At 52.5% G+C, this 22110-nt stretch carries 14 protein-coding genes, 6 tRNA genes and 3 rRNA genes; 21 read left to right on the top strand and 2 right to left on the bottom strand.

Translation table 11 applies throughout. From position 1 onward, the window contains the following. The first annotated feature begins 3 nt into the window (after window positions 1-3). The 7 genes from btuB to rrf all read left to right on the top strand — a co-directional run bounded on the left by btuB (window position 4) and on the right by rrf (window position 8177). Window positions 4-1851, top strand: a complete 1848-nt coding sequence (gene btuB, locus ABLV78_RS24075) for a TonB-dependent vitamin B12 receptor BtuB (RefSeq protein WP_015368904.1) — start codon at window positions 4-6, stop codon at window positions 1849-1851. Further along, a complete protein-coding gene (gene murI, locus ABLV78_RS24070; protein ID WP_015703959.1) occupies window positions 1796-2647 on the top strand; it encodes a glutamate racemase in 852 nt (283 codons plus the stop codon). Before btuB ends, murI begins: the two co-directional genes overlap by 56 nt. Before the next feature lie 377 nt (window positions 2648-3024). After that, window positions 3025-4564, top strand: a 16S ribosomal RNA gene (locus ABLV78_RS24065). Between the two features lie 71 nt (window positions 4565-4635). After that, window positions 4636-4712: transfer RNA gene (locus ABLV78_RS24060), tRNA-Ile, on the top strand. A gap of 106 nt (window positions 4713-4818) precedes the next feature. After that, a tRNA-Ala gene (locus ABLV78_RS24055) sits at window positions 4819-4894 on the top strand. A 166-nt stretch (window positions 4895-5060) separates the two neighbouring features. After that, a 23S ribosomal RNA gene (locus ABLV78_RS24050) occupies window positions 5061-7965 on the top strand. 96 nt (window positions 7966-8061) lie between these two features. Continuing rightward, window positions 8062-8177: ribosomal RNA gene (rrf, locus tag ABLV78_RS24045) — 5S ribosomal RNA — on the top strand. The 16S, 23S and 5S rRNA genes sit together here with 2 tRNA genes alongside, the layout of an rRNA operon. Window positions 8178-8537: 360 nt before the next feature. On the opposite strand, the gene ABLV78_RS24040 is transcribed toward rrf, so the two are convergent. Further along, on the bottom strand, window positions 8538-8708 hold the full coding sequence (locus ABLV78_RS24040; RefSeq protein WP_155959335.1) for a hypothetical protein: 171 nt from the start codon (window positions 8706-8708) through the stop codon (window positions 8538-8540). Between the two features lie 106 nt (window positions 8709-8814). On the opposite strand from ABLV78_RS24040, the gene murB reads away from it, so the two are divergent. Together murB and birA are read left to right on the top strand one after the other, a co-directional pair. Next, on the top strand, window positions 8815-9843 hold the full coding sequence (gene murB / locus ABLV78_RS24035) for a UDP-N-acetylmuramate dehydrogenase (RefSeq protein ID WP_047047441.1): 1029 nt from the start codon (window positions 8815-8817) through the stop codon (window positions 9841-9843). Then, window positions 9840-10802 carry a bifunctional biotin--[acetyl-CoA-carboxylase] ligase/biotin operon repressor BirA gene (gene birA / locus ABLV78_RS24030; protein ID WP_165430613.1) on the top strand — a complete coding sequence of 321 codons (963 nt, stop codon included), beginning with the start codon at window positions 9840-9842 and terminating at the stop codon, window positions 10800-10802. Before murB ends, birA begins: the two co-directional genes overlap by 4 nt. Window positions 10803-10828: 26 nt before the next feature. On the opposite strand, the gene coaA is transcribed toward birA, so the two are convergent. Continuing rightward, entirely contained in the window at window positions 10829-11779 is a 951-nt protein-coding gene (gene coaA, locus ABLV78_RS24025; RefSeq protein ID WP_045398338.1) for a type I pantothenate kinase, read from the bottom strand. Window positions 11780-12209: 430 nt separating this feature from the next. On the opposite strand from coaA, the gene ABLV78_RS24020 reads away from it, so the two are divergent. The 12 genes from ABLV78_RS24020 (at window position 12210) to rpoB (ending at window position 22039) form a co-directional block, all read left to right on the top strand. Further along, window positions 12210-12285: transfer RNA gene (locus ABLV78_RS24020), tRNA-Thr, on the top strand. A 10-nt stretch (window positions 12286-12295) separates the two neighbouring features. After that, a tRNA-Tyr gene (locus tag ABLV78_RS24015) sits at window positions 12296-12380 on the top strand. Between the two features lie 115 nt (window positions 12381-12495). Next, a tRNA-Gly gene (locus tag ABLV78_RS24010) sits at window positions 12496-12570 on the top strand. Between the two features lie 5 nt (window positions 12571-12575). Continuing rightward, window positions 12576-12651: transfer RNA gene (locus tag ABLV78_RS24005), tRNA-Thr, on the top strand. A gap of 115 nt (window positions 12652-12766) precedes the next feature. Further along, window positions 12767-13951: an elongation factor Tu gene (gene tuf, locus ABLV78_RS24000; protein ID WP_015368828.1), complete on the top strand. Its 1185-nt coding sequence runs from the start codon at window positions 12767-12769 to the stop codon at window positions 13949-13951. Window positions 13952-14183: 232 nt separating this feature from the next. Then, the gene (secE, locus tag ABLV78_RS23995; protein ID WP_015368827.1) at window positions 14184-14567 is read left to right on the top strand and encodes a preprotein translocase subunit SecE; all 384 of its coding nucleotides are present in this window, start codon (window positions 14184-14186) and stop codon (window positions 14565-14567) included. A gap of 1 nt (window position 14568) precedes the next feature. Continuing rightward, window positions 14569-15114 (top strand): transcription termination/antitermination protein NusG, encoded by a 546-nt coding sequence (nusG, locus tag ABLV78_RS23990; RefSeq protein WP_007665882.1) that lies wholly within the window; start codon window positions 14569-14571, stop codon window positions 15112-15114. A gap of 156 nt (window positions 15115-15270) precedes the next feature. Beyond that, window positions 15271-15699 (top strand): 50S ribosomal protein L11, encoded by a 429-nt coding sequence (rplK, locus tag ABLV78_RS23985; protein ID WP_020079906.1) that lies wholly within the window; start codon window positions 15271-15273, stop codon window positions 15697-15699. Between the two features lie 3 nt (window positions 15700-15702). Further along, window positions 15703-16407: a 50S ribosomal protein L1 gene (gene rplA, locus ABLV78_RS23980; RefSeq protein ID WP_015368826.1), complete on the top strand. Its 705-nt coding sequence runs from the start codon at window positions 15703-15705 to the stop codon at window positions 16405-16407. Window positions 16408-16756: 349 nt separating this feature from the next. After that, entirely contained in the window at window positions 16757-17254 is a 498-nt protein-coding gene (gene rplJ, locus ABLV78_RS23975; protein ID WP_004097644.1) for a 50S ribosomal protein L10, read from the top strand. Window positions 17255-17320: 66 nt separating this feature from the next. Further along, the gene (rplL, locus tag ABLV78_RS23970) at window positions 17321-17686 is read left to right on the top strand and encodes a 50S ribosomal protein L7/L12 (protein ID WP_003033114.1); all 366 of its coding nucleotides are present in this window, start codon (window positions 17321-17323) and stop codon (window positions 17684-17686) included. 324 nt (window positions 17687-18010) lie between these two features. Then, a complete protein-coding gene (rpoB, locus tag ABLV78_RS23965; protein ID WP_015704004.1) occupies window positions 18011-22039 on the top strand; it encodes a DNA-directed RNA polymerase subunit beta in 4029 nt (1342 codons plus the stop codon). Window positions 22040-22110: the final 71 nt, after the last annotated feature.

The raw sequence follows: 22110 nt of genomic DNA, 5'->3' as shown, positions 1-22110 counted from the left end.
ACAATGATTAAAAAAGCTTCGCTGATGACGGCTTTATCCGTCACGGCATTTTCCGGCTGGGCGCAGGACAGCAATTCAAATACGTTAGTGGTGACGGCAAACCGTGTGGCGCAACCTATCGAGACCGTGCTGGCGCCGGTGAGCGTGGTGACGCGGCAGGATATCGATCGCTGGCAGTCAACCTCTCTCACCGATGTGATGCGCCGCCTGCCGGGCGTGGACATCGCGCAAAACGGCGGCATGGGGCAGCAGAGCTCTCTTTTCGTACGCGGTACCAACTCCAGCCATGTCTTAATCCTGGTGGATGGCGTACGTCTGAATCAGGCGGGCGTCAGCGGCTCTTCCGACTTAAGCCAGTTCCCTATCGCTCTGGTACAGCGCATTGAATACGTTCGCGGCCCGCGCTCGGCGGTCTACGGTTCAGACGCGATTGGCGGGGTGGTGAACATTATTACCACTCGCGACCAGGACGGCACCACGCTCAATGCCGGCGTGGGTTCAAATGGCTACCAGAACTACGGCGGCAGCACGCAGCAGACTTTCGGCGGTCATACCCGCGTCACCCTGGCGGGCGACTATACCTATACCAAAGGCTTTGATGTTGTCGCGGAAGGCAATACCGGCGGCGTTCGCCAGCCGGATCGCGATGGCTTTATGAGCAAAACGATCTACGGCGCGCTGGAGCATAGCTTCTCCAATGAGTGGAGCGGCTTTGTGCGCGGATATGGCTATGACAACCGGACGGCCTATGATGGCTCTCCTTATGGCGGCGTATTAGTCGACACTCGCCAGCTGTATAGCCAGACCTGGGATGCCGGCCTGCGTTTTAATCAGGATATCTTCCACTCGCAGCTAACTTCCAGCTATAGCCACAGCAAGGACTACAATTACGATCCGCGACTGGGGCGCTATGACACCTCGGCGACGCTGGATGAAGTGAAACAGTACAACGTGCAGTGGGCGAACACGGTCGATGTTGGCCACGGCAACGTGGGCGCCGGAATAGACTGGCAGAAACAAACCACCGAGCCTGGCACGAACTATGTGACCGATGGCTATGAAATCCGTAATACCGGCCTGTTTATCACCGGCTTGCAAAAGTTGGGCGATTTCACCCTGGAAGGGGCGGCGCGTAGCGATGATAACTCGCAGTTTGGCCAGCACGGTACCTGGCAGAGCAGCGCCGCGTGGGAGTTTATCGACGGCTACCGCTTTATCGCCTCTTATGGCACCGCCTACAAAGCGCCGAATCTCGGCCAGCTTTACGGCTTCTATGGTAATCAGAATCTCGACCCGGAAGAGAGCAAGCAGTGGGAAGGGGCCTTTGAAGGCCTGACGTCTGGGGTGACATGGCGCCTGTCCGGATATCGTAACGACATCGACAATCTGATCGACTACGACTCGCAGCTGATGAAATATTACAACGTCGGCAAGGCGCGTATTAAAGGTATTGAAGCGACGGCGTCGTTTGATACCGGGCCGCTGGCGCACAGCATCAGCTATGACTATGTCGATGCGCGTGATGCGAAAACCAACGAGCTGCTGGTGCGCCGGGCAAAACAACAGGTGAAATACCAGCTGGACTGGCAGGTTTATGATTTCGACTGGGGTGTGACCTATCACTATCTTGGCACCCGTTATGACAACACTTACGACCCGGTAACCTATGCGCCTGAGAGCGTTAAGTTGGGCGGCGTAAGCTTGTGGGATCTCGCAGTTTCGTATCCAGTCACCTCACATCTCACAGTTCGTGGTAAAATAGCCAACCTGTTCGATAAAGATTACGAGACAGTATATGGCTACCAAACTGCAGGACGGGAATACACCTTGTCTGGCAGCTACACCTTCTGATCCACGTCCCACCGTGCTGGTGTTTGATTCCGGCGTCGGTGGGTTGTCGGTATATAACGAGATTCGGCAGCTGCTGCCGGATCTACATTACATTTATGCTTTCGATAACGTTGCTTTCCCGTATGGCGAGAAGAGCGAAGAGTTTATCGTTGAGCGTGTTGTTGAGATCGTGACTGCCGTTCAGCAACGCTATCCTCTGGCGCTGGCGGTCATCGCCTGTAATACCGCCAGTACCGTTTCCCTGCCAGCCCTACGTGAAAAGTTCGCTTTCCCGGTGGTCGGCGTGGTGCCGGCAATTAAGCCTGCCGCGCGCTTAACGGCAAACGGCATTGTTGGCCTGCTGGCGACGCGCGGTACCGTCAAGCGTCCTTATACCCGTGAACTCATTGACCGCTTTGCCAATGAATGCCGCATCGAAATGCTGGGTTCCGCTGAACTGGTGGAACTGGCAGAGGCGAAGCTGCACGGCGAAGCGGTACCGTTGGAAGAGCTGCGTCGAATTCTGCGCCCGTGGTTACGGATGCAGGAACCGCCCGATACGGTCGTATTAGGTTGTACGCACTTCCCACTACTGGCGGAAGAACTGCAACAGGTTATGCCGGAAGGAACGCGGTTTATCGATTCCGGCGCGGCGATTGCTCGACGCACCGCCTGGCTGCTGGAGCATGAAGCGCCGGATGCCAAATCGAATGATGCCAATAAGGCTTTTTGCATGGCGATTACCCCGGATACTGAACAGCTTTTACCCGTTTTACAGCGTTACGGCTTTGAAACGCTGGAAAAACTACCGCTTTAATGGCGTTTTGCGCAAAAAAAAGACGGTTGAAAAGTTTTTTGAAAACAGGGCTTGTCAACGTCTCAGAACTCCCTATAATGCGCCTCCACTGACACGGAACAACGGCAAGCAAGCCGCCGGGTCAGCGGGGTTCCGGTGAGAACCTCGCGGAGAAAAGCAAAATAAATGCTTGACTCTGAGGCGGGAAAGCGTAATATGCACACCCCGCGCCGCAGCGAAAAACGAAGCGGCACTGCTCTTTAACAATTTATCAGACAATCTGTGTGGGCACTCAAAGTGACATGGATTCTTAACGTCCTCGGACGAAAAATGAATACCAAGTCTCTGAGTGAACATGCGTAATTCATTACGAAGTTTAATTCACGAGCATCAAACTTAAATTGAAGAGTTTGATCATGGCTCAGATTGAACGCTGGCGGCAGGCCTAACACATGCAAGTCGAGCGGTAGCACAGAGAGCTTGCTCTCGGGTGACGAGCGGCGGACGGGTGAGTAATGTCTGGGAAACTGCCTGATGGAGGGGGATAACTACTGGAAACGGTAGCTAATACCGCATAACGTCGCAAGACCAAAGTGGGGGACCTTCGGGCCTCATGCCATCAGATGTGCCCAGATGGGATTAGCTAGTAGGTGGGGTAATGGCTCACCTAGGCGACGATCCCTAGCTGGTCTGAGAGGATGACCAGCCACACTGGAACTGAGACACGGTCCAGACTCCTACGGGAGGCAGCAGTGGGGAATATTGCACAATGGGCGCAAGCCTGATGCAGCCATGCCGCGTGTATGAAGAAGGCCTTCGGGTTGTAAAGTACTTTCAGCGAGGAGGAAGGCGTTAAGGTTAATAACCTTAGCGATTGACGTTACTCGCAGAAGAAGCACCGGCTAACTCCGTGCCAGCAGCCGCGGTAATACGGAGGGTGCAAGCGTTAATCGGAATTACTGGGCGTAAAGCGCACGCAGGCGGTCTGTCAAGTCGGATGTGAAATCCCCGGGCTCAACCTGGGAACTGCATTCGAAACTGGCAGGCTAGAGTCTTGTAGAGGGGGGTAGAATTCCAGGTGTAGCGGTGAAATGCGTAGAGATCTGGAGGAATACCGGTGGCGAAGGCGGCCCCCTGGACAAAGACTGACGCTCAGGTGCGAAAGCGTGGGGAGCAAACAGGATTAGATACCCTGGTAGTCCACGCCGTAAACGATGTCGACTTGGAGGTTGTGCCCTTGAGGCGTGGCTTCCGGAGCTAACGCGTTAAGTCGACCGCCTGGGGAGTACGGCCGCAAGGTTAAAACTCAAATGAATTGACGGGGGCCCGCACAAGCGGTGGAGCATGTGGTTTAATTCGATGCAACGCGAAGAACCTTACCTACTCTTGACATCCAGAGAACTTAGCAGAGATGCTTTGGTGCCTTCGGGAACTCTGAGACAGGTGCTGCATGGCTGTCGTCAGCTCGTGTTGTGAAATGTTGGGTTAAGTCCCGCAACGAGCGCAACCCTTATCCTTTGTTGCCAGCGGTTCGGCCGGGAACTCAAAGGAGACTGCCAGTGATAAACTGGAGGAAGGTGGGGATGACGTCAAGTCATCATGGCCCTTACGAGTAGGGCTACACACGTGCTACAATGGCATATACAAAGAGAAGCGACCTCGCGAGAGCAAGCGGACCTCATAAAGTATGTCGTAGTCCGGATTGGAGTCTGCAACTCGACTCCATGAAGTCGGAATCGCTAGTAATCGTAGATCAGAATGCTACGGTGAATACGTTCCCGGGCCTTGTACACACCGCCCGTCACACCATGGGAGTGGGTTGCAAAAGAAGTAGGTAGCTTAACCTTCGGGAGGGCGCTTACCACTTTGTGATTCATGACTGGGGTGAAGTCGTAACAAGGTAACCGTAGGGGAACCTGCGGTTGGATCACCTCCTTACCTTAAAGAACCTGCCTTTGTAGTGCTCACACAGATTGTCTGATGAAAATACAGCAGTAAGTAATCTCTGCAGGCTTGTAGCTCAGGTGGTTAGAGCGCACCCCTGATAAGGGTGAGGTCGGTGGTTCAAGTCCACTCAGGCCTACCAAATTCGCTCTCGTGCTTTGTTGTGGCAAAGCTCGCATACTTCAGTATGCTTCGCTTCACCACGCCGCGCCCGAAAACGAATTAAGGTTAAAAGAGATTCATTCGATGGGGCTATAGCTCAGCTGGGAGAGCGCCTGCTTTGCACGCAGGAGGTCTGCGGTTCGATCCCGCATAGCTCCACCATCATTACTGCAAAAAACAAGAAAACTTCAGAGTGTACCTGAAAAGGTTCACTGCGAAGTTTTGCTCTTTAAAAATCTGGATCAAGCTGAAAATTGAAACGACACACAGTTAATGTGTGTTCGAGTCTCTCAAATTTTCGCAATCTGAAGACATCTTCGGGTTGTGAGGTTAAGCGACTAAGCGTACACGGTGGATGCCCTGGCAGTCAGAGGCGATGAAGGACGTGCTAATCTGCGAAAAGCGTCGGTAAGGTGATATGAACCGTTACAGCCGGCGATGTCCGAATGGGGAAACCCAGTGTGATTCGTCACACTATCGTTAACTGAATACATAGGTTAACGAGGCGAACCGGGGGAACTGAAACATCTAAGTACCCCGAGGAAAAGAAATCAACCGAGATTCCCCCAGTAGCGGCGAGCGAACGGGGAGCAGCCCAGAGTCTGAATCAGCTTGTGTGTTAGTGGAACGGTCTGGAAAGTCCGACGGTACAGGGTGATAGTCCCGTACACCAAAATGCACAGGTTGTGAACTCGAAGAGTAGGGCGGGACACGTGGTATCCTGTCTGAATATGGGGGGACCATCCTCCAAGGCTAAATACTCCTGACTGACCGATAGTGAACCAGTACCGTGAGGGAAAGGCGAAAAGAACCCCGGCGAGGGGAGTGAAAAAGAACCTGAAACCGTGTACGTACAAGCAGTGGGAGCACCTTCGGGTGTGACTGCGTACCTTTTGTATAATGGGTCAGCGACTTATATTCTGTAGCAAGGTTAACCGTATAGGGGAGCCGCAGGGAAACCGAGTCTTAACTGGGCGTTAAGTTGCAGGGTATAGACCCGAAACCCGGTGATCTAGCCATGGGCAGGTTGAAGGTTGGGTAACACTAACTGGAGGACCGAACCGACTAATGTTGAAAAATTAGCGGATGACTTGTGGCTGGGGGTGAAAGGCCAATCAAACCGGGAGATAGCTGGTTCTCCCCGAAAGCTATTTAGGTAGCGCCTCGTGAACTCATCTTCGGGGGTAGAGCACTGTTTCGGCTAGGGGGTCATCCCGACTTACCAACCCGATGCAAACTACGAATACCGAAGAATGTTATCACGGGAGACACACGGCGGGTGCTAACGTCCGTCGTGAAGAGGGAAACAACCCAGACCGCCAGCTAAGGTCCCAAAGTCACAGTTAAGTGGGAAACGATGTGGGAAGGCACAGACAGCCAGGATGTTGGCTTAGAAGCAGCCATCATTTAAAGAAAGCGTAATAGCTCACTGGTCGAGTCGGCCTGCGCGGAAGATGTAACGGGGCTAAACTGTGCACCGAAGCTGCGGCAGCGACACTATGTGTTGTTGGGTAGGGGAGCGTTCTGTAAGCCTGCGAAGGTGGCCTGTGAGGGTTGCTGGAGGTATCAGAAGTGCGAATGCTGACATAAGTAACGATAATGCGGGTGAAAAGCCCGCACGCCGGAAGACCAAGGGTTCCTGTCCAACGTTAATCGGGGCAGGGTGAGTCGACCCCTAAGGCGAGGCCGAAAGGCGTAGTCGATGGGAAACAGGTTAATATTCCTGTACTTGGTGTTACTGCGAAGGGGGGACGGAGAAGGCTATGTTAGCCGGGCGACGGTTGTCCCGGTTTAAGCATGTAGGCGGAGGTTCCAGGTAAATCCGGTACCTTTTTAACGCTGAGGTGTGATGACGAGGCACTACGGTGCTGAAGTAACAAATGCCCTGCTTCCAGGAAAAGCCTCTAAGCATCAGGTAACATCAAATCGTACCCCAAACCGACACAGGTGGTCAGGTAGAGAATACCAAGGCGCTTGAGAGAACTCGGGTGAAGGAACTAGGCAAAATGGTGCCGTAACTTCGGGAGAAGGCACGCTGATATGTAGGTGAAGCCCCTGCGGGTGGAGCTGAAATCAGTCGAAGATACCAGCTGGCTGCAACTGTTTATTAAAAACACAGCACTGTGCAAACACGAAAGTGGACGTATACGGTGTGACGCCTGCCCGGTGCCGGAAGGTTAATTGATGGGGTTATCCGTAAGGAGAAGCTCTTGATCGAAGCCCCGGTAAACGGCGGCCGTAACTATAACGGTCCTAAGGTAGCGAAATTCCTTGTCGGGTAAGTTCCGACCTGCACGAATGGCGTAATGATGGCCAGGCTGTCTCCACCCGAGACTCAGTGAAATTGAACTCGCTGTGAAGATGCAGTGTACCCGCGGCAAGACGGAAAGACCCCGTGAACCTTTACTATAGCTTGACACTGAACATTGAGCCTTGATGTGTAGGATAGGTGGGAGGCTTTGAAGCGTGGACGCCAGTCTGCGTGGAGCCAACCTTGAAATACCACCCTTTAATGTTTGATGTTCTAACGTTGGCCCCTAATCGGGGTTGCGGACAGTGTCTGGTGGGTAGTTTGACTGGGGCGGTCTCCTCCCAAAGAGTAACGGAGGAGCACGAAGGTTAGCTAATCCTGGTCGGACATCAGGAGGTTAGTGCAATGGCATAAGCTAGCTTGACTGCGAGCGTGACGGCGCGAGCAGGTGCGAAAGCAGGTCATAGTGATCCGGTGGTTCTGAATGGAAGGGCCATCGCTCAACGGATAAAAGGTACTCCGGGGATAACAGGCTGATACCGCCCAAGAGTTCATATCGACGGCGGTGTTTGGCACCTCGATGTCGGCTCATCACATCCTGGGGCTGAAGTAGGTCCCAAGGGTATGGCTGTTCGCCATTTAAAGTGGTACGCGAGCTGGGTTTAGAACGTCGTGAGACAGTTCGGTCCCTATCTGCCGTGGGCGCTGGAGAATTGAGGGGGGCTGCTCCTAGTACGAGAGGACCGGAGTGGACGCATCACTGGTGTTCGGGTTGTCATGCCAATGGCATTGCCCGGTAGCTAAATGCGGAAGAGATAAGTGCTGAAAGCATCTAAGCACGAAACTTGCCCCGAGATGAGTTCTCCCTGAGACTTTAAGTCTCCTGAAGGAACGTTAAAGACGATGACGTTGATAGGTCGGGTGTGTAAGCGTAGCGATACGTTGAGCTAACCGATACTAATGAACCGTGAGGCTTAACCTTACAACGCCGAAGCTGTTTTGGCGGATTTGAGATGATTTTCAGCGTGATACAGATTAATCAGTGCGTCGTAATGACGGGCTGGTAAAACAGAATTTGCCTGGCGGCGATAGCGCGGTGGTCCCACCTGACCCCATGCCGAACTCAGAAGTGAAACGCCGTAGCGCCGATGGTAGTGTGGGGTCTCCCCATGTGAGAGTAGGGAACTGCCAGGCATCAAATAAAACGAAAGGCTCAGTCGGAAGACTGGGCCTTTTGTTTTTGTGTTTTGCGGCCAGACGCGCCGCCGTCTCCCCCGGTGGCGCTGCGCTTACCGGGGCTACAGACCCTGTAGCCCGGAAAAGGTGCGCAGCACCGCCTCCGGGGAAAGCCGCTGCCATATCAACGTAAACGAAAGGCTCAGTCGGAAGACCTGGCTTTCTGCTTTTGTCTTTTGCGGCCAGACGCGCCGCTATCTTCCCCGGTGGCGCTGCGCTTACCGGGGCTACAGACCGGCGTAGCAACCCGTAGCCCGGAAAAGGTGCGCAGCACCGCCTCCGGGGAAAGCCGCTGTCATAGCAACGTAAACGAAAGGCTCAGTCGGAAGACCTGGCTTTCTGCTTTTGTCTTTTGCGGCCAGACGCGCCGCTATCTTCCCCGGTGGCGCTGCGCTTACCGGGGCTACAGACCGGCGTAGCAACCCGTAGCCCGGATAAGGTGCGCAGCACCGCCTCCGGGGAAACATCCTCCCTGCCAGCGCCATTCATTAACGCCCATCATGAGTAGAACCCGGCCCTGAACCGGTATTATTCAGGCAAGCCTTCCCTCGCTATATACGGTAAACTAATGCTGATTTTGCATCAGGAAGCCACTATGAACCTCTCCCTCAAACCCTGGAATACCTTTGGCATTAACCATTCTGCCAAAGCAATTGTACTTGCTGAAAATGAACAACAGTTGCTGACTGCCTGGCAAGCCGCCGCTGCAGAACACCAACCTTGTCTGATCCTTGGAGAAGGAAGCAACGTTCTGTTCCTGAAAGACTATTCCGGCACGGTGATTATCAACCGCATCATGGGGATCGAGGTAAGCGAAACGTCTGAAGCCTGGCGTTTGCACGTTGGCGCCGGCGAAAACTGGCATCAACTGGTGCAATTTGCGCTGGAAAATGGAATGCCTGGGCTGGAAAACCTGGCCTTAATTCCTGGCTGCGCGGGGTCTTCACCAATTCAAAATATTGGTGCCTATGGCGTCGAACTGCAGCGAGTATGTGAATACGTAGACTGTATCGAACTCGAAACAGGTCGCAAGCAGCGCCTTTCTGCCGCAGAGTGCCGTTTCGGCTATCGTGACAGTATTTTCAAACATGAATATCAGGATCGTTACGCGATAGTGGCTGTTGGGCTATGGCTGAAAAAAGCGTGGCAGCCTGTCCTGACCTACGGGGATTTAACTCGTCTCGATGCGCAAACTGTTACCCCCCGCCAGGTGTTTGATGCGGTTTGCCATATGCGTATGACCAAGTTACCGGATCCGAAAGTAAATGGTAATGCCGGCAGCTTCTTTAAGAACCCGGTCGTCAGCGCTCAGGTTGCTCAGGAATTGCTGGCTGCATTCCCTGGCGCGCCACATTATCCACAGGCTGACGGCAGCGTTAAGCTGGCGGCCGGTTGGCTTATCGATCAGTGCCAGCTAAAAGGTAAAACTATCGGCGGGGCGGCAGTTCACCGTCAGCAGGCGTTGGTACTGATCAACGATAACCAGGCGACCAGCGATGATGTCGTAGGGTTAGCCCACTATGTCCGCCAGCAGGTTGGCGAGAAATTTAACGTTTGGCTACAGCCTGAAGTGCGCTTCATCGGAGAGCAGGGTGAAGTGAACGCGGAAGAGGTGATTGCATGAAAGACAATACCGTACCCCTGATGCTTATCTCTATTCTGGCGGATGGCGAGTTTCACTCTGGCGAACAGCTCGGCGAACGCCTGGGGATGAGCCGCGCGGCAATTAACAAGCATATGCAGACGCTCCGCGACTGGGGTGTTGATGTGTTTACCGTACCAGGGAAGGGCTATAGCCTCCCTGAGCCGATTGAATTGCTGGATGAGCAAAAGATTGCCGGCCAGATTGAACAAGGTCGTATTACCGTGCTGCCGGTAATTGACTCCACCAACCAGTATTTGCTGGATCGTCTGGACGAACTGGAGTCAGGTGATGCCTGTGTCGCTGAATATCAGCAGGCTGGTCGTGGCCGCCGCGGGCGTAAGTGGTTCTCACCGTTTGGGGCCAATCTTTATCTCTCCATGTACTGGCGTCTGGAGCAAGGCCCTGCTGCCGCTATCGGTCTGAGCCTGGTGATCGGTATTGTGATTGCGGAAGTACTGCAGAGCCTGGGAGCGGATAACGTTCGGGTCAAATGGCCGAATGATATCTATCTGCAGGACCGCAAGTTGTCCGGTATCCTGGTAGAACTGACAGGCAAAACCGGTGATGCCGCGCAGATCGTCAGCGGTGCTGGTATCAATCTCGTGATGCGCCGGGTTGAGTCTGATGTTGTCAATCAGGGGTGGATCAGCCTTCAGGAGGCGGGAGTCTTCATTGACCGTAACACCCTGACGGCGCGTCTGGTGAAAGCATTACGTAGCGGTTTGCAACTATTCGAGCAGGAAGGTTTAACACCTTACCTGCCACGTTGGGAAAAACTGGATAACTTTATCAATCGGCCGGTGAAGTTGATTATTGGAGATAAGGAAATATTTGGTATTTCTCGCGGAATTGATGTGCAAGGGGCATTATTACTCGAGCAGGACGGGGTAATTAAACCATGGGTTGGAGGCGAGATATCGCTGCGTAGCGCTGAATAAACAGAAGGGAGCTTGCGCTCCCTTTTTTATTTCCGTAGGCGAACTTGATCGACCGAGTGATTTGCGCTCTTCGTCATAATCAAGCTGGCGCGCTCTCTGGTTGGTAATATATTTTCTTTTAAGTTCAGTAGGTTGATCTCATTCCATAATGAAGTGGCAATATTAACCGCTTCGTCTTTTGAAAGTTTGGCGTAATTATGGAAATAAGAATCCGGATCGGTAAAAGCTCCTTCACGGAATTTCAGGAAGCGATTGATATACCAGTTCTTTAATAAGTCTTCCGGCGCATCGACGTAAATAGAGAAATCGACAAAGTCAGAAACAAATACATGATGGGGATCGTGTGGATAATCCATTCCGCTCTGCAGAACGTTCAAACCTTCCAGAATAAGAATATCCGGTTGAGCAACGGTTTTATCGCCATCAGGAATAACATCATAAATCAGATGGGAATAGACCGGCGCGGTTGCGCTGGGTACGCCAGATTTCAGGTCAGAAACAAACTTCACCAGCCGATGCATATCATACGACTGCGGGAAGCCCTTTTTCTTCATCAGGCCGCGTTCCTTTAACACCGAGTTAGGATGTAAGAAGCCATCGGTAGTAATCAGTTCTACATGGCGATGTTCCGGCCAGCGGCTAAGCAGCGCCTGTAAAACACGCGCTGTAGTACTTTTACCAACCGCAACGCTACCTGCAATACTGATGATGTAAGGAATACGCTGGCCATTGGTGCCAAGAAATTGCTCAAGCACCGCCTGGCGACGGAGGTTGGAACTGATATAGAAATTGAGCAAACGTGACAGCGGCAAATAGATCTCGGCGACTTCTTCCAGCGAAAGATCTTCGTTGATGCCTTTTAACCGCGCGATTTCTTCCTCTGTCAGCGTCATCGGAACGGAATCACGAAGTGCAGCCCATTGGTTGCGGTTAAATTGTAGATAGGGTGTCATTAACGTCTGCTCTTTTTTGCTCATAAGCATGTTCTTACTATCACCGAAAAAGAGGTAGCGGTGATGCTTCACACTAGTTAATCAGGACAATGGGCAGGAGGGTAACACCAGAATGCCGGGAATAATAAGAAAAAAACTCATCGAAGGGCGCTTTCTCATAGCAGCATCACAAGTGATGAATAAGTAGAAAGAGGGGAGAAAGCGAGTCTGCTATCTTTGCAGGTTAGCGATCGCGCCTGCCACCAGGATTTCCAGGTGAAAAAACCGTCATTCTTGTATCTGACAGGCGCAGCGAAACAAATTCTGCGTTGAGGAATGCGCTTTTTTTGCACTCCATTGTTTGAAATTACACCGTTTTTTCGCGTAAGAGCACAAAATGTGAGCAAGAGAACGTTTTATGCAAATTTTTAGTTGCATGAACTCGCAGGTCTCCCTAGAATGCGCGCTACTTGATGCCGACTTAGCTCAGTAGGTAGAGCAACTGACTTGTAATCAGTAGGTCACCAGTTCGATTCCGGTAGTCGGCACCATAACAATTTGGGTGGGGTTCCCGAGCGGCCAAAGGGAGCAGACTGTAAATCTGCCGTCATCGACTTCGAAGGTTCGAATCCTTCCCCCACCACCACTTTCGGGCGACGCTTTGCGTAGCCGGAGTTGGTTGGGTAAACTAATCAGCTCAACATTAAAGAGAGCAATCTCTTTTTTGTTACAGAAAGAACTGGGTAGCCGAGTTTCAGGATGCGGGCATCGTATAATGGCTATTACCTCAGCCTTCCAAGCTGATGATGCGGGTTCGATTCCCGCTGCCCGCTCCAGACGTGCTGATATGGCTCAGTTGGTAGAGCGCACCCTTGGTAAGGGTGAGGTCCCCAGTTCGACTCTGGGTATCAGCACCACTTCTTTATCTCTCCTTCCCTGTTTCTCTCTGTTTATTGCATTCAACAAGTCGGGCATGTTGCCTGGTTGATGTGGTGATATCACCGATTTATCCGTGTCTTAGAGGGACAATCGATGTCTAAAGAAAAGTTTGAACGTACAAAACCGCACGTTAACGTCGGTACTATCGGCCACGTTGACCATGGTAAAACAACGCTGACCGCTGCAATCACTACCGTACTGGCTAAAACCTACGGCGGTGCTGCTCGCGCATTCGACCAGATCGATAACGCGCCGGAAGAAAAAGCTCGTGGTATCACCATCAACACTTCCCACGTTGAATATGACACCCCGACTCGCCACTACGCGCACGTAGACTGCCCGGGCCACGCAGACTATGTTAAAAACATGATCACCGGTGCTGCTCAGATGGACGGCGCGATCCTGGTTGTTGCTGCAACTGACGGCCCGATGCCGCAGACTCGTGAGCACATCCTGCTGGGTCGCCAGGTAGGCGTTCCGTACATCATCGTGTTCCTGAACAAATGCGACATGGTTGATGACGAAGAGCTGCTGGAACTGGTTGAGATGGAAGTTCGTGAACTGTTGTCTCAGTACGATTTCCCGGGCGACGACACTCCGATCGTTCGTGGTTCTGCTCTGAAAGCGCTGGAAGGCGACGCAGAGTGGGAAGCGAAAATCATCGAACTGGCTGGCTTCCTGGATTCTTACATCCCGGAACCAGAGCGTGCGATTGACAAGCCGTTCCTGCTGCCGATCGAAGACGTATTCTCCATCTCCGGTCGTGGTACCGTTGTTACCGGTCGTGTAGAGCGCGGTATCATCAAAGTTGGTGAAGAAGTTGAAATCGTTGGTATCAAAGACACCGCGAAAACCACCTGTACTGGCGTTGAAATGTTCCGCAAACTGCTGGACGAAGGCCGTGCTGGTGAGAACGTAGGCGTTCTGCTGCGTGGTATCAAACGTGAAGAAATCGAACGTGGTCAGGTACTGGCTAAGCCGGGCAGCATCAAGCCGCACACCAAGTTCGAATCTGAAGTGTACATCCTGTCCAAAGACGAAGGCGGCCGTCATACTCCGTTCTTCAAAGGCTACCGTCCGCAGTTCTACTTCCGTACTACTGACGTGACTGGTACCATCGAACTGCCGGAAGGCGTAGAGATGGTAATGCCGGGCGACAACATCAAAATGGTTGTTACCCTGATCCACCCGATCGCGATGGACGACGGTCTGCGTTTCGCAATCCGTGAAGGCGGCCGTACCGTTGGCGCGGGCGTGGTTGCTAAAGTTCTCGGCTAATCGCTGATAACATTTGACGCAATGCGCAATAAAAGGGCATCATTTGATGCCCTTTTTGCACGCTTTCACACCAGAACCTGGCTCATCAGTGATTTTTTTTGTCATAATCATTGCTGAGACAGGCTCTGAAGAGGGCGTAAAGTCCGAAACGCAGCAGAGCATTTCGGTTTGGTCGCCTCGCATTTAACGCGGGGCGAAGATGTTTGTCTGAATTCTTGTGACAGGTTGGTTTATGAGTGCGAATACCGAAGCTCAAGGGAGCGGGCGCGGCCTGGAAGCGTTGAAGTGGGTTATCGTTGCCGTGCTGCTGATCGTAGCCATCGTAGGCAACTTCCTTTATCGCGACATTATGCTGGCGATCCGTGCGCTGGCCGTGGTGATTCTTATCGCTGCTGCCGGTGGCGTCGCTCTGTTAACGACAAAAGGTAAGGCGACTGTCGCCTTCGCCCGCGAAGCGAGAACCGAAGTCCGCAAAGTGATCTGGCCGACCCGCCAGGAAACGCTGCACACCACGCTGATTGTTGCTGCCGTAACTGCAGTAATGTCACTGATCCTGTGGGGACTGGATGGTATTCTGGTTCGCCTGGTATCCTTTATCACTGGCCTGAGGTTCTGAGATGTCTGAAGCTCCTAAAAAGCGCTGGTACGTCGTTCAGGCGTTTTCCGGTTTTGAAGGTCGCGTAGCTACTTCGCTGCGTGAACATATCAAATTACACAACATGGAAGAGTTGTTTGGCGAAGTCATGGTTCCGACCGAAGAAGTGGTTGAAATCCGTGGCGGCCAGCGTCGCAAAAGCGAACGCAAATTCTTCCCAGGCTACGTTCTGGTTCAGATGGTCATGAACGACGCGAGCTGGCACCTGGTGCGCAGCGTCCCGCGCGTGATGGGCTTCATCGGCGGTACTTCCGACCGTCCGGCGCCGATCAGCGACAAAGAAGTCGATGCCATCATGAACCGTCTGCAGCAGGTTGGCGATAAGCCACGTCCGAAAACGCTGTTTGAACCGGGCGAAATGGTTCGCGTTAACGACGGTCCGTTTGCTGACTTTAACGGCGTTGTTGAAGAAGTGGACTACGAGAAGTCCCGTCTGAAAGTTTCCGTTTCTATCTTCGGTCGTGCGACTCCGGTAGAGCTGGACTTCGGTCAGGTTGAGAAGGCGTAAGCTGGCGATCAAAAAAGCAGCGATTTAATCGTTGCATAGGGCGCGAAATTGGAATACAATTTCGCGCCTTTTGTTTTTATGGGCCTGGCCCGTAAAACGATGTTTAATCACGGGGAGCTTCTCTGAAGCGTTAATACCCAATTCGAGGATTTAAGAATGGCTAAGAAAGTACAAGCCTACGTCAAGCTGCAGGTTGCAGCTGGTATGGCAAACCCGAGTCCGCCGGTTGGTCCAGCACTGGGTCAGCAGGGCGTTAACATCATGGAATTCTGCAAAGCGTTCAACGCAAAAACTGAATCCATGGAAAAAGGTCTGCCAATCCCGGTTGTTATCACCGTTTACGCTGACCGTTCTTTCACTTTCGTTACCAAAACTCCGCCGGCAGCAGTTCTGCTGAAAAAAGCGGCTGGTATCAAGTCCGGCTCCGGTAAGCCGAACAAAGAGAAAGTTGGTAAAATTTCCCGCGCTCAGCTGCAGGAAATCGCGCAGACCAAAGCTGCCGACATGACTGGTGCCGACATTGAAGCGATGACTCGCTCCATCGAAGGTACTGCACGTTCCATGGGCCTGGTAGTGGAGGACTAAGAAATGGCTAAACTGACCAAGCGCATGTCCGTGATTCGTGAGAAAGTTGATGCAACTAAACAGTACGACATCAACGAAGCCATCTCTCTGCTGAAAGAACTGGCGACCGCTAAGTTCGTTGAAAGCGTTGACGTTGCTGTAAACCTGGGCATCGATGCTCGTAAATCTGACCAGAACGTACGTGGTGCAACTGTACTGCCGCACGGTACTGGCCGTTCTGTTCGCGTTGCCGTATTTGCACAGGGCCCGAACGCTGAAGCTGCTAAAGCTGCAGGCGCCGAGCTGGTAGGTATGGAAGATCTGGCTGACCAGATCAAGAAAGGCGAAATGAACTTTGACGTTGTTATTGCTTCCCCGGATGCAATGCGCGTTGTTGGCCAGCTGGGCCAGGTTCTGGGCCCGCGCGGCCTGATGCCAAACCCGAAAGTTGGTACCGTAACTCCTAACGTTGCTGAAGCGGTTAAGAACGCTAAAGCAGGTCAGGTTCGTTATCGTAACGACAAAAACGGCATCATCCACACCACCATCGGTAAAGTGGACTTTGACGCTGACAAACTGAAAGAAAACCTGGAAGCTCTGCTGGTTGCGCTGAAAAAAGCAAAACCGACTCAGGCTAAAGGCGTGTACATCAAGAAAGTTAGCATCTCCACCACCATGGGTGCAGGTGTTGCAGTAGATCAGGCTGGCCTGAACGCTTCTGCAAACTAATGCCTTTACGTGGGCGGTGATTTTGTCTACAATCTTACCCCCACGATTCTGTCAATAAGACAGACGCTATGCGAGTCATTTGAATTGCAGCTAACGCCGCTGCGGTTCGAAGGACCAAGTCATAGGAAGAATTTGTTCGTTGGAGCCTGGCCTATCCAGGCCTCCGTCGAAGACCGCAGGTGTTTCGTAAGAAACTTAATCCCCTGCGTAGACGGTGACAGAACGCTAAGATTATTTTTTTGGATACTCTGGCTTGTTTCTGCTCACCGTATTAAGACGCTCTATTCGTTGAATAGAGTGAAGTGAGTTCCAGAGCATAAGCTCTGGCAAACATCCAGGAGCAAAGCTAATGGCTTTAAATCTTCAAGACAAACAAGCGATTGTTGCTGAAGTCAGCGAAGTAGCCAAAGGCGCGCTGTCTGCAGTAGTTGCGGATTCCCGTGGCGTAACTGTAGATAAAATGACTGAACTGCGTAAAGCAGGTCGTGAAGCTGGCGTTTACATGCGTGTTGTTCGTAACACCCTGCTGCGCCGCGTCGTTGAAGGTACTCCGTTCGAGTGCCTGAAAGACACGTTTGTTGGTCCGACCCTGATTGCATACTCTATGGAACACCCGGGCGCTGCTGCTCGTCTGTTCAAAGAGTTCGCGAAAGCGAATGCAAAATTTGAGGTCAAAGCCGCTGCCTTTGAAGGTGAGCTGATCCCGGCGTCGCAAATCGACCGCCTGGCAACTCTGCCGACCTACGAAGAAGCAATTGCACGCCTGATGGCAACCATGAAAGAAGCTTCGGCTGGCAAACTGGTTCGTACTCTGGCTGCTGTACGCGATGCGAAAGAAGCTGCTTAATCGCAGTTATCTTTGTAAAGCACTCGCTTACGTATAAACTTATTCTGATATTCAGGAACAATTTAAATGTCTATCACTAAAGATCAAATCATTGAAGCAGTATCCGCTATGTCCGTAATGGACGTTGTTGAGCTGATCTCTGCAATGGAAGAAAAATTCGGTGTTTCCGCTGCTGCTGCTGTAGCTGTAGCTGCTGGCCCGGCTGAAGCTGCTGAAGAAAAAACTGAATTCGACGTAATTCTGAAAGCTGCTGGCGCTAACAAAGTTGCTGTTATCAAAGCAGTACGTGGCGCGACTGGCCTGGGTCTGAAAGAAGCTAAAGACCTGGTAGAATCTGCACCGGCTGCACTGAAAGAAGGCATCAGCAAAGACGACGCTGAAGCTCTGAAAAAATCTCTGGAAGAAGCTGGCGCTGAAGTTGAAGTTAAATAAGCCAACCCTTCCGGTTGCAGCCTGAGAAATTAGGCTGAGGCTGGTGACTTTTTAGTCACCAGCCTTTTTGCGCTGTAAGGCGCCAGTAGCATTTCACACTGTTTGACTGCTGGTTTGCCTCACAATGCTTGTTTCTATCGACGACTTAATATACTGCGACAGGTTAGGGTTCCTGGGCTGTGTAAATCGCAATGAAATGGTTTAAGCGTGATAGCAACAGGCATTGCGGAAAGTGTTCCATTTTCCGGTCAACAAAATAGTGTTGCATAAAAAACTGCCCTTTCCGGGCAGATGGGTCGACTTGTCAGCGAGCTGAGGAACCCTATGGTTTACTCCTATACCGAGAAAAAACGTATTCGTAAGGATTTTGGTAAACGTCCACAAGTTCTGGATGTGCCTTATCTCCTTTCTATCCAGCTTGACTCGTTCCAGAAGTTTATCGAGCAAGATCCTGAAGGGCAGTATGGTCTGGAAGCAGCCTTCCGTTCCGTATTCCCGATTCAGAGCTACAGCGGTAATTCAGAGCTGCAATACGTCAGCTACCGTCTGGGCGAACCTGTTTTTGATGTTAAAGAATGTCAGATCCGTGGCGTGACGTATTCCGCACCGCTGCGCGTGAAACTGCGTCTGGTGATCTACGAGCGCGAAGCGCCGGAAGGCACCGTTAAAGACATTAAAGAACAAGAAGTCTACATGGGCGAAATCCCGCTCATGACCGACAACGGTACCTTCGTTATCAACGGTACCGAGCGTGTTATCGTTTCTCAGCTGCACCGTAGCCCGGGCGTCTTCTTTGACAGTGACAAAGGTAAGACTCACTCTTCCGGTAAGGTCCTGTATAACGCACGTATCATTCCTTACCGTGGTTCCTGGCTGGACTTCGAATTCGACCCGAAAGACAACCTGTTCGTTCGTATCGACCGTCGTCGTAAACTGCCTGCAACCATCATTCTGCGCGCGCTGAATTACACCACTGAGCAGATCCTTGACCTGTTCTTCGAGAAAGTGGTCTTTGAAATTCGCGACAACAAGCTGCAGATGGAGCTGGTACCGGAGCGTCTGCGCGGTGAAACCGCCTCCTTCGATATCGAAGCCAACGGTAAAGTGTACGTTGAGAAAGGCCGTCGTATTACCGCGCGCCATATTCGCCAGCTGGAAAAAGACGATATCAAACATATCGAAGTTCCGGTTGAGTACATCGCGGGTAAAGTTGCTTCTAAAGACTACATCGACGAAGCGACCGGCGAACTGATCTGCCCGGCGAACATGGAGCTGAGCCTGGATCTGCTGGCTAAACTGAGCCAGTCCGGCCACAAGCGTATCGAAACGCTGTTCACCAACGATCTGGACCACGGTCCGTACATTTCTGAAACTGTACGCGTCGACCCAACCAACGATCGTCTGAGCGCGCTGGTAGAAATCTACCGCATGATGCGCCCGGGTGAGCCGCCGACTCGTGAAGCGGCTGAAAGCCTGTTTGAGAACCTGTTCTTCTCCGAAGACCGCTACGATCTGTCCGCGGTTGGTCGTATGAAGTTCAACCGTTCTCTGCTGCGCGACGAAATCGAAGGTTCCGGTATCCTGAGCAAAGACGACATCATCGAAGTGATGAAGAAGCTCATCGATATCCGTAACGGTAAAGGCGAAGTCGATGATATCGACCACCTCGGCAACCGTCGTATCCGTTCCGTTGGCGAAATGGCGGAAAACCAGTTCCGCGTTGGCCTGGTGCGTGTAGAGCGTGCGGTTAAAGAGCGTCTGTCTCTGGGCGATCTGGATACCCTGATGCCTCAGGATATGATCAACGCCAAGCCGATTTCCGCAGCAGTGAAAGAGTTCTTTGGTTCCAGCCAGCTGTCCCAGTTTATGGACCAGAACAACCCGCTGTCTGAGATTACGCACAAACGTCGTATCTCCGCACTCGGCCCAGGCGGTCTGACCCGTGAACGCGCAGGCTTCGAAGTTCGAGACGTACACCCGACTCACTATGGTCGCGTATGTCCAATCGAAACGCCTGAAGGTCCGAACATCGGTCTGATCAACTCCCTGTCCGTGTACGCACAGACTAACGAATACGGTTTCCTTGAGACCCCGTATCGTAAAGTGACCGACGGTGTTGTTACCGACGAAATTCATTACCTGTCTGCTATCGAAGAAGGTAACTACGTCATCGCTCAGGCGAACTCCAACCTGGATGACGAAGGCCACTTTGTTGAAGATCTGGTTACCTGCCGTAGTAAAGGCGAATCCAGCTTGTTCAGCCGCGACCAGGTTGACTACATGGACGTATCCACCCAGCAGGTGGTATCCGTCGGTGCGTCCCTGATCCCGTTCCTGGAACACGATGACGCCAACCGTGCATTGATGGGTGCGAACATGCAACGTCAGGCGGTTCCGACTCTGCGCGCTGATAAGCCGCTGGTTGGTACCGGTATGGAACGTGCTGTTGCCGTTGACTCCGGTGTTACTGCGGTGGCTAAACGTGGCGGTACCGTTCAGTACGTGGATGCTTCCCGTATCGTTATCAAAGTTAACGAAGACGAGATGTACCCGGGCGAAGCAGGTATCGACATCTATAACCTGACCAAGTACACCCGTTCTAACCAGAACACCTGCATCAACCAGATGCCTTGCGTGTCCCTGGGTGAACCAATTGAACGCGGCGACGTCCTGGCCGACGGCCCGTCCACCGACCTCGGTGAACTGGCGCTGGGTCAGAACATGCGCGTAGCGTTCATGCCGTGGAACGGCTACAACTTCGAAGACTCCATCCTCGTATCCGAGCGTGTTGTCCAGGAAGACCGTTTCACCACCATCCACATTCAGGAACTGGCATGCGTGTCCCGTGACACCAAGCTGGGGCCGGAAGAGATCACCGCTGACATCCCGAACGTGGGTGAAGCCGCGCTCTCTAAACTGGATGAATCCGGTATCGTTTATATCGGTGCGGAAGTGACCGGCGGCGACATTCTGGTTGGTAAGGTAACCCCGAAAGGTGAAACCCAGCTGACTCCGGAAGAGAAACTGCTGCGCGCGATCTTCGGTGAGAAAGCGTCTGACGTTAAAGACTCTTCTCTGCGCGTACCGAACGGTGTCTCTGGTACCGTTATCGACGTTCAGGTGTTTACCCGTGACGGCGTAGAAAAAGACAAGCGTGCTCTTGAGATCGAAGAGATGCAGCTGAAGCAGGCTAAAAAAGACCTGTCTGAAGAACTGCAGATCCTCGAAGCTGGTCTGTTCAGCCGTATCTACGCTGTGCTGGTTGCCGGTGGCGTTGAAGCTGACAAGCTCGACAAACTGCCGCGCGATCGCTGGCTGGAACTGGGCCTGACCGACGAAGAGAAACAAAATCAGCTGGAGCAACTGGCTGAGCAGTATGACGAACTGAAACACGAGTTCGAGAAAAAACTCGAAGCGAAACGCCGTAAAATCACCCAAGGCGACGATCTGGCACCGGGCGTGCTGAAGATTGTTAAGGTATACCTGGCCGTTAAACGCCGTATCCAGCCTGGTGATAAGATGGCGGGTCGTCACGGTAACAAGGGTGTTATCTCTAAGATCAACCCGATCGAAGATATGCCGCACGATGCTAACGGTACGCCGGTAGATATCGTACTGAACCCGCTGGGCGTACCGTCTCGTATGAACATCGGTCAGATCCTGGAAACTCACCTGGGTATGGCTGCGAAAGGTATCGGCGATAAGATCAACGCCATGCTGAAACAGCAGCAAGAAGTCGCGAAACTGCGCGAATTCATCCAGCGTGCTTACGATCTGGGCGCTGACGTTCGCCAGAAAGTTGACCTGAATACCTTCAGCGATGAAGAAGTTCTGCGTCTGGCTGAAAACCTGCGTAAAGGCATGCCGATCGCAACGCCGGTATTCGACGGTGCGAAAGAAGCTGAAATCAAAGAGCTGCTGCAGCTGGGCGACCTGCCGACTTCCGGTCAGATCACTCTGTTTGACGGCCGCACCGGTGAACAGTTCGAACGTCCGGTAACCGTAGGTTACATGTACATGCTGAAACTGAACCACCTGGTCGACGACAAAATGCACGCTCGTTCCACCGGTTCTTACAGCCTGGTTACTCAGCAGCCGCTGGGTGGTAAGGCGCAGTTCGGTGGTCAGCGCTTCGGTGAGATGGAAGTGTGGGCGCTGGAAGCATACGGCGCGGCCTACACCCTGCAGGAAATGCTCACCGTTAAGTCTGATGACGTGAACGGTCGTACCAAGATGTATAAAAACATCGTGGACGGCAACCACCAGATGGAACCGGGCATGCCGGAATCCTTCAACGTACTGTTGAAAGAAATCCGCTCGCTGGGCATCAACATCGAACTGGAAGACGAGTAACTCTCGCTCAAACAGGTCACTGGTGCCGGGGTAAAACCCGGCGCCAGATTGTGCTAACTCCGACGGGAGCA

It is taken from the genome of Klebsiella sp. CN_Kp075, assembly GCF_040065055.2.
In the GTDB taxonomy this organism is placed as follows: Bacteria; Pseudomonadota; Gammaproteobacteria; order Enterobacterales; family Enterobacteriaceae; genus Klebsiella; species Klebsiella aerogenes.
Note: the sequence above shows the minus strand (reverse complement) of the source record. Positions and strands in the feature narration are given on the sequence as shown.

What these genes read in the sequence shown, in the direction of transcription:
- btuB (WP_015368904.1), top strand. Translation starts at nt 4, where the DNA reads ATGATTAAAAAAGCTTCGCTGATGACGGCTTTATCCGTCACGGCATTT.
- murI (WP_015703959.1), top strand. Translation starts at nt 1,796, where the DNA reads ATGGCTACCAAACTGCAGGACGGGAATACACCTTGTCTGGCAGCTACA.
- ABLV78_RS24040 (WP_155959335.1), bottom strand. Translation starts at nt 8,708, where the DNA reads ATGAATGGCGCTGGCAGGGAGGATGTTTCCCCGGAGGCGGTGCTGCGC.
- murB (WP_047047441.1), top strand. Translation starts at nt 8,815, where the DNA reads ATGAACCTCTCCCTCAAACCCTGGAATACCTTTGGCATTAACCATTCT.
- birA (WP_165430613.1), top strand. Translation starts at nt 9,840, where the DNA reads ATGAAAGACAATACCGTACCCCTGATGCTTATCTCTATTCTGGCGGAT.
- coaA (WP_045398338.1), bottom strand. Translation starts at nt 11,779, where the DNA reads ATGAGCAAAAAAGAGCAGACGTTAATGACACCCTATCTACAATTTAAC.
- tuf (WP_015368828.1), top strand. Translation starts at nt 12,767, where the DNA reads ATGTCTAAAGAAAAGTTTGAACGTACAAAACCGCACGTTAACGTCGGT.
- secE (WP_015368827.1), top strand. Translation starts at nt 14,184, where the DNA reads ATGAGTGCGAATACCGAAGCTCAAGGGAGCGGGCGCGGCCTGGAAGCG.
- nusG (WP_007665882.1), top strand. Translation starts at nt 14,569, where the DNA reads ATGTCTGAAGCTCCTAAAAAGCGCTGGTACGTCGTTCAGGCGTTTTCC.
- rplK (WP_020079906.1), top strand. Translation starts at nt 15,271, where the DNA reads ATGGCTAAGAAAGTACAAGCCTACGTCAAGCTGCAGGTTGCAGCTGGT.
- rplA (WP_015368826.1), top strand. Translation starts at nt 15,703, where the DNA reads ATGGCTAAACTGACCAAGCGCATGTCCGTGATTCGTGAGAAAGTTGAT.
- rplJ (WP_004097644.1), top strand. Translation starts at nt 16,757, where the DNA reads ATGGCTTTAAATCTTCAAGACAAACAAGCGATTGTTGCTGAAGTCAGC.
- rplL (WP_003033114.1), top strand. Translation starts at nt 17,321, where the DNA reads ATGTCTATCACTAAAGATCAAATCATTGAAGCAGTATCCGCTATGTCC.
- rpoB (WP_015704004.1), top strand. Translation starts at nt 18,011, where the DNA reads ATGGTTTACTCCTATACCGAGAAAAAACGTATTCGTAAGGATTTTGGT.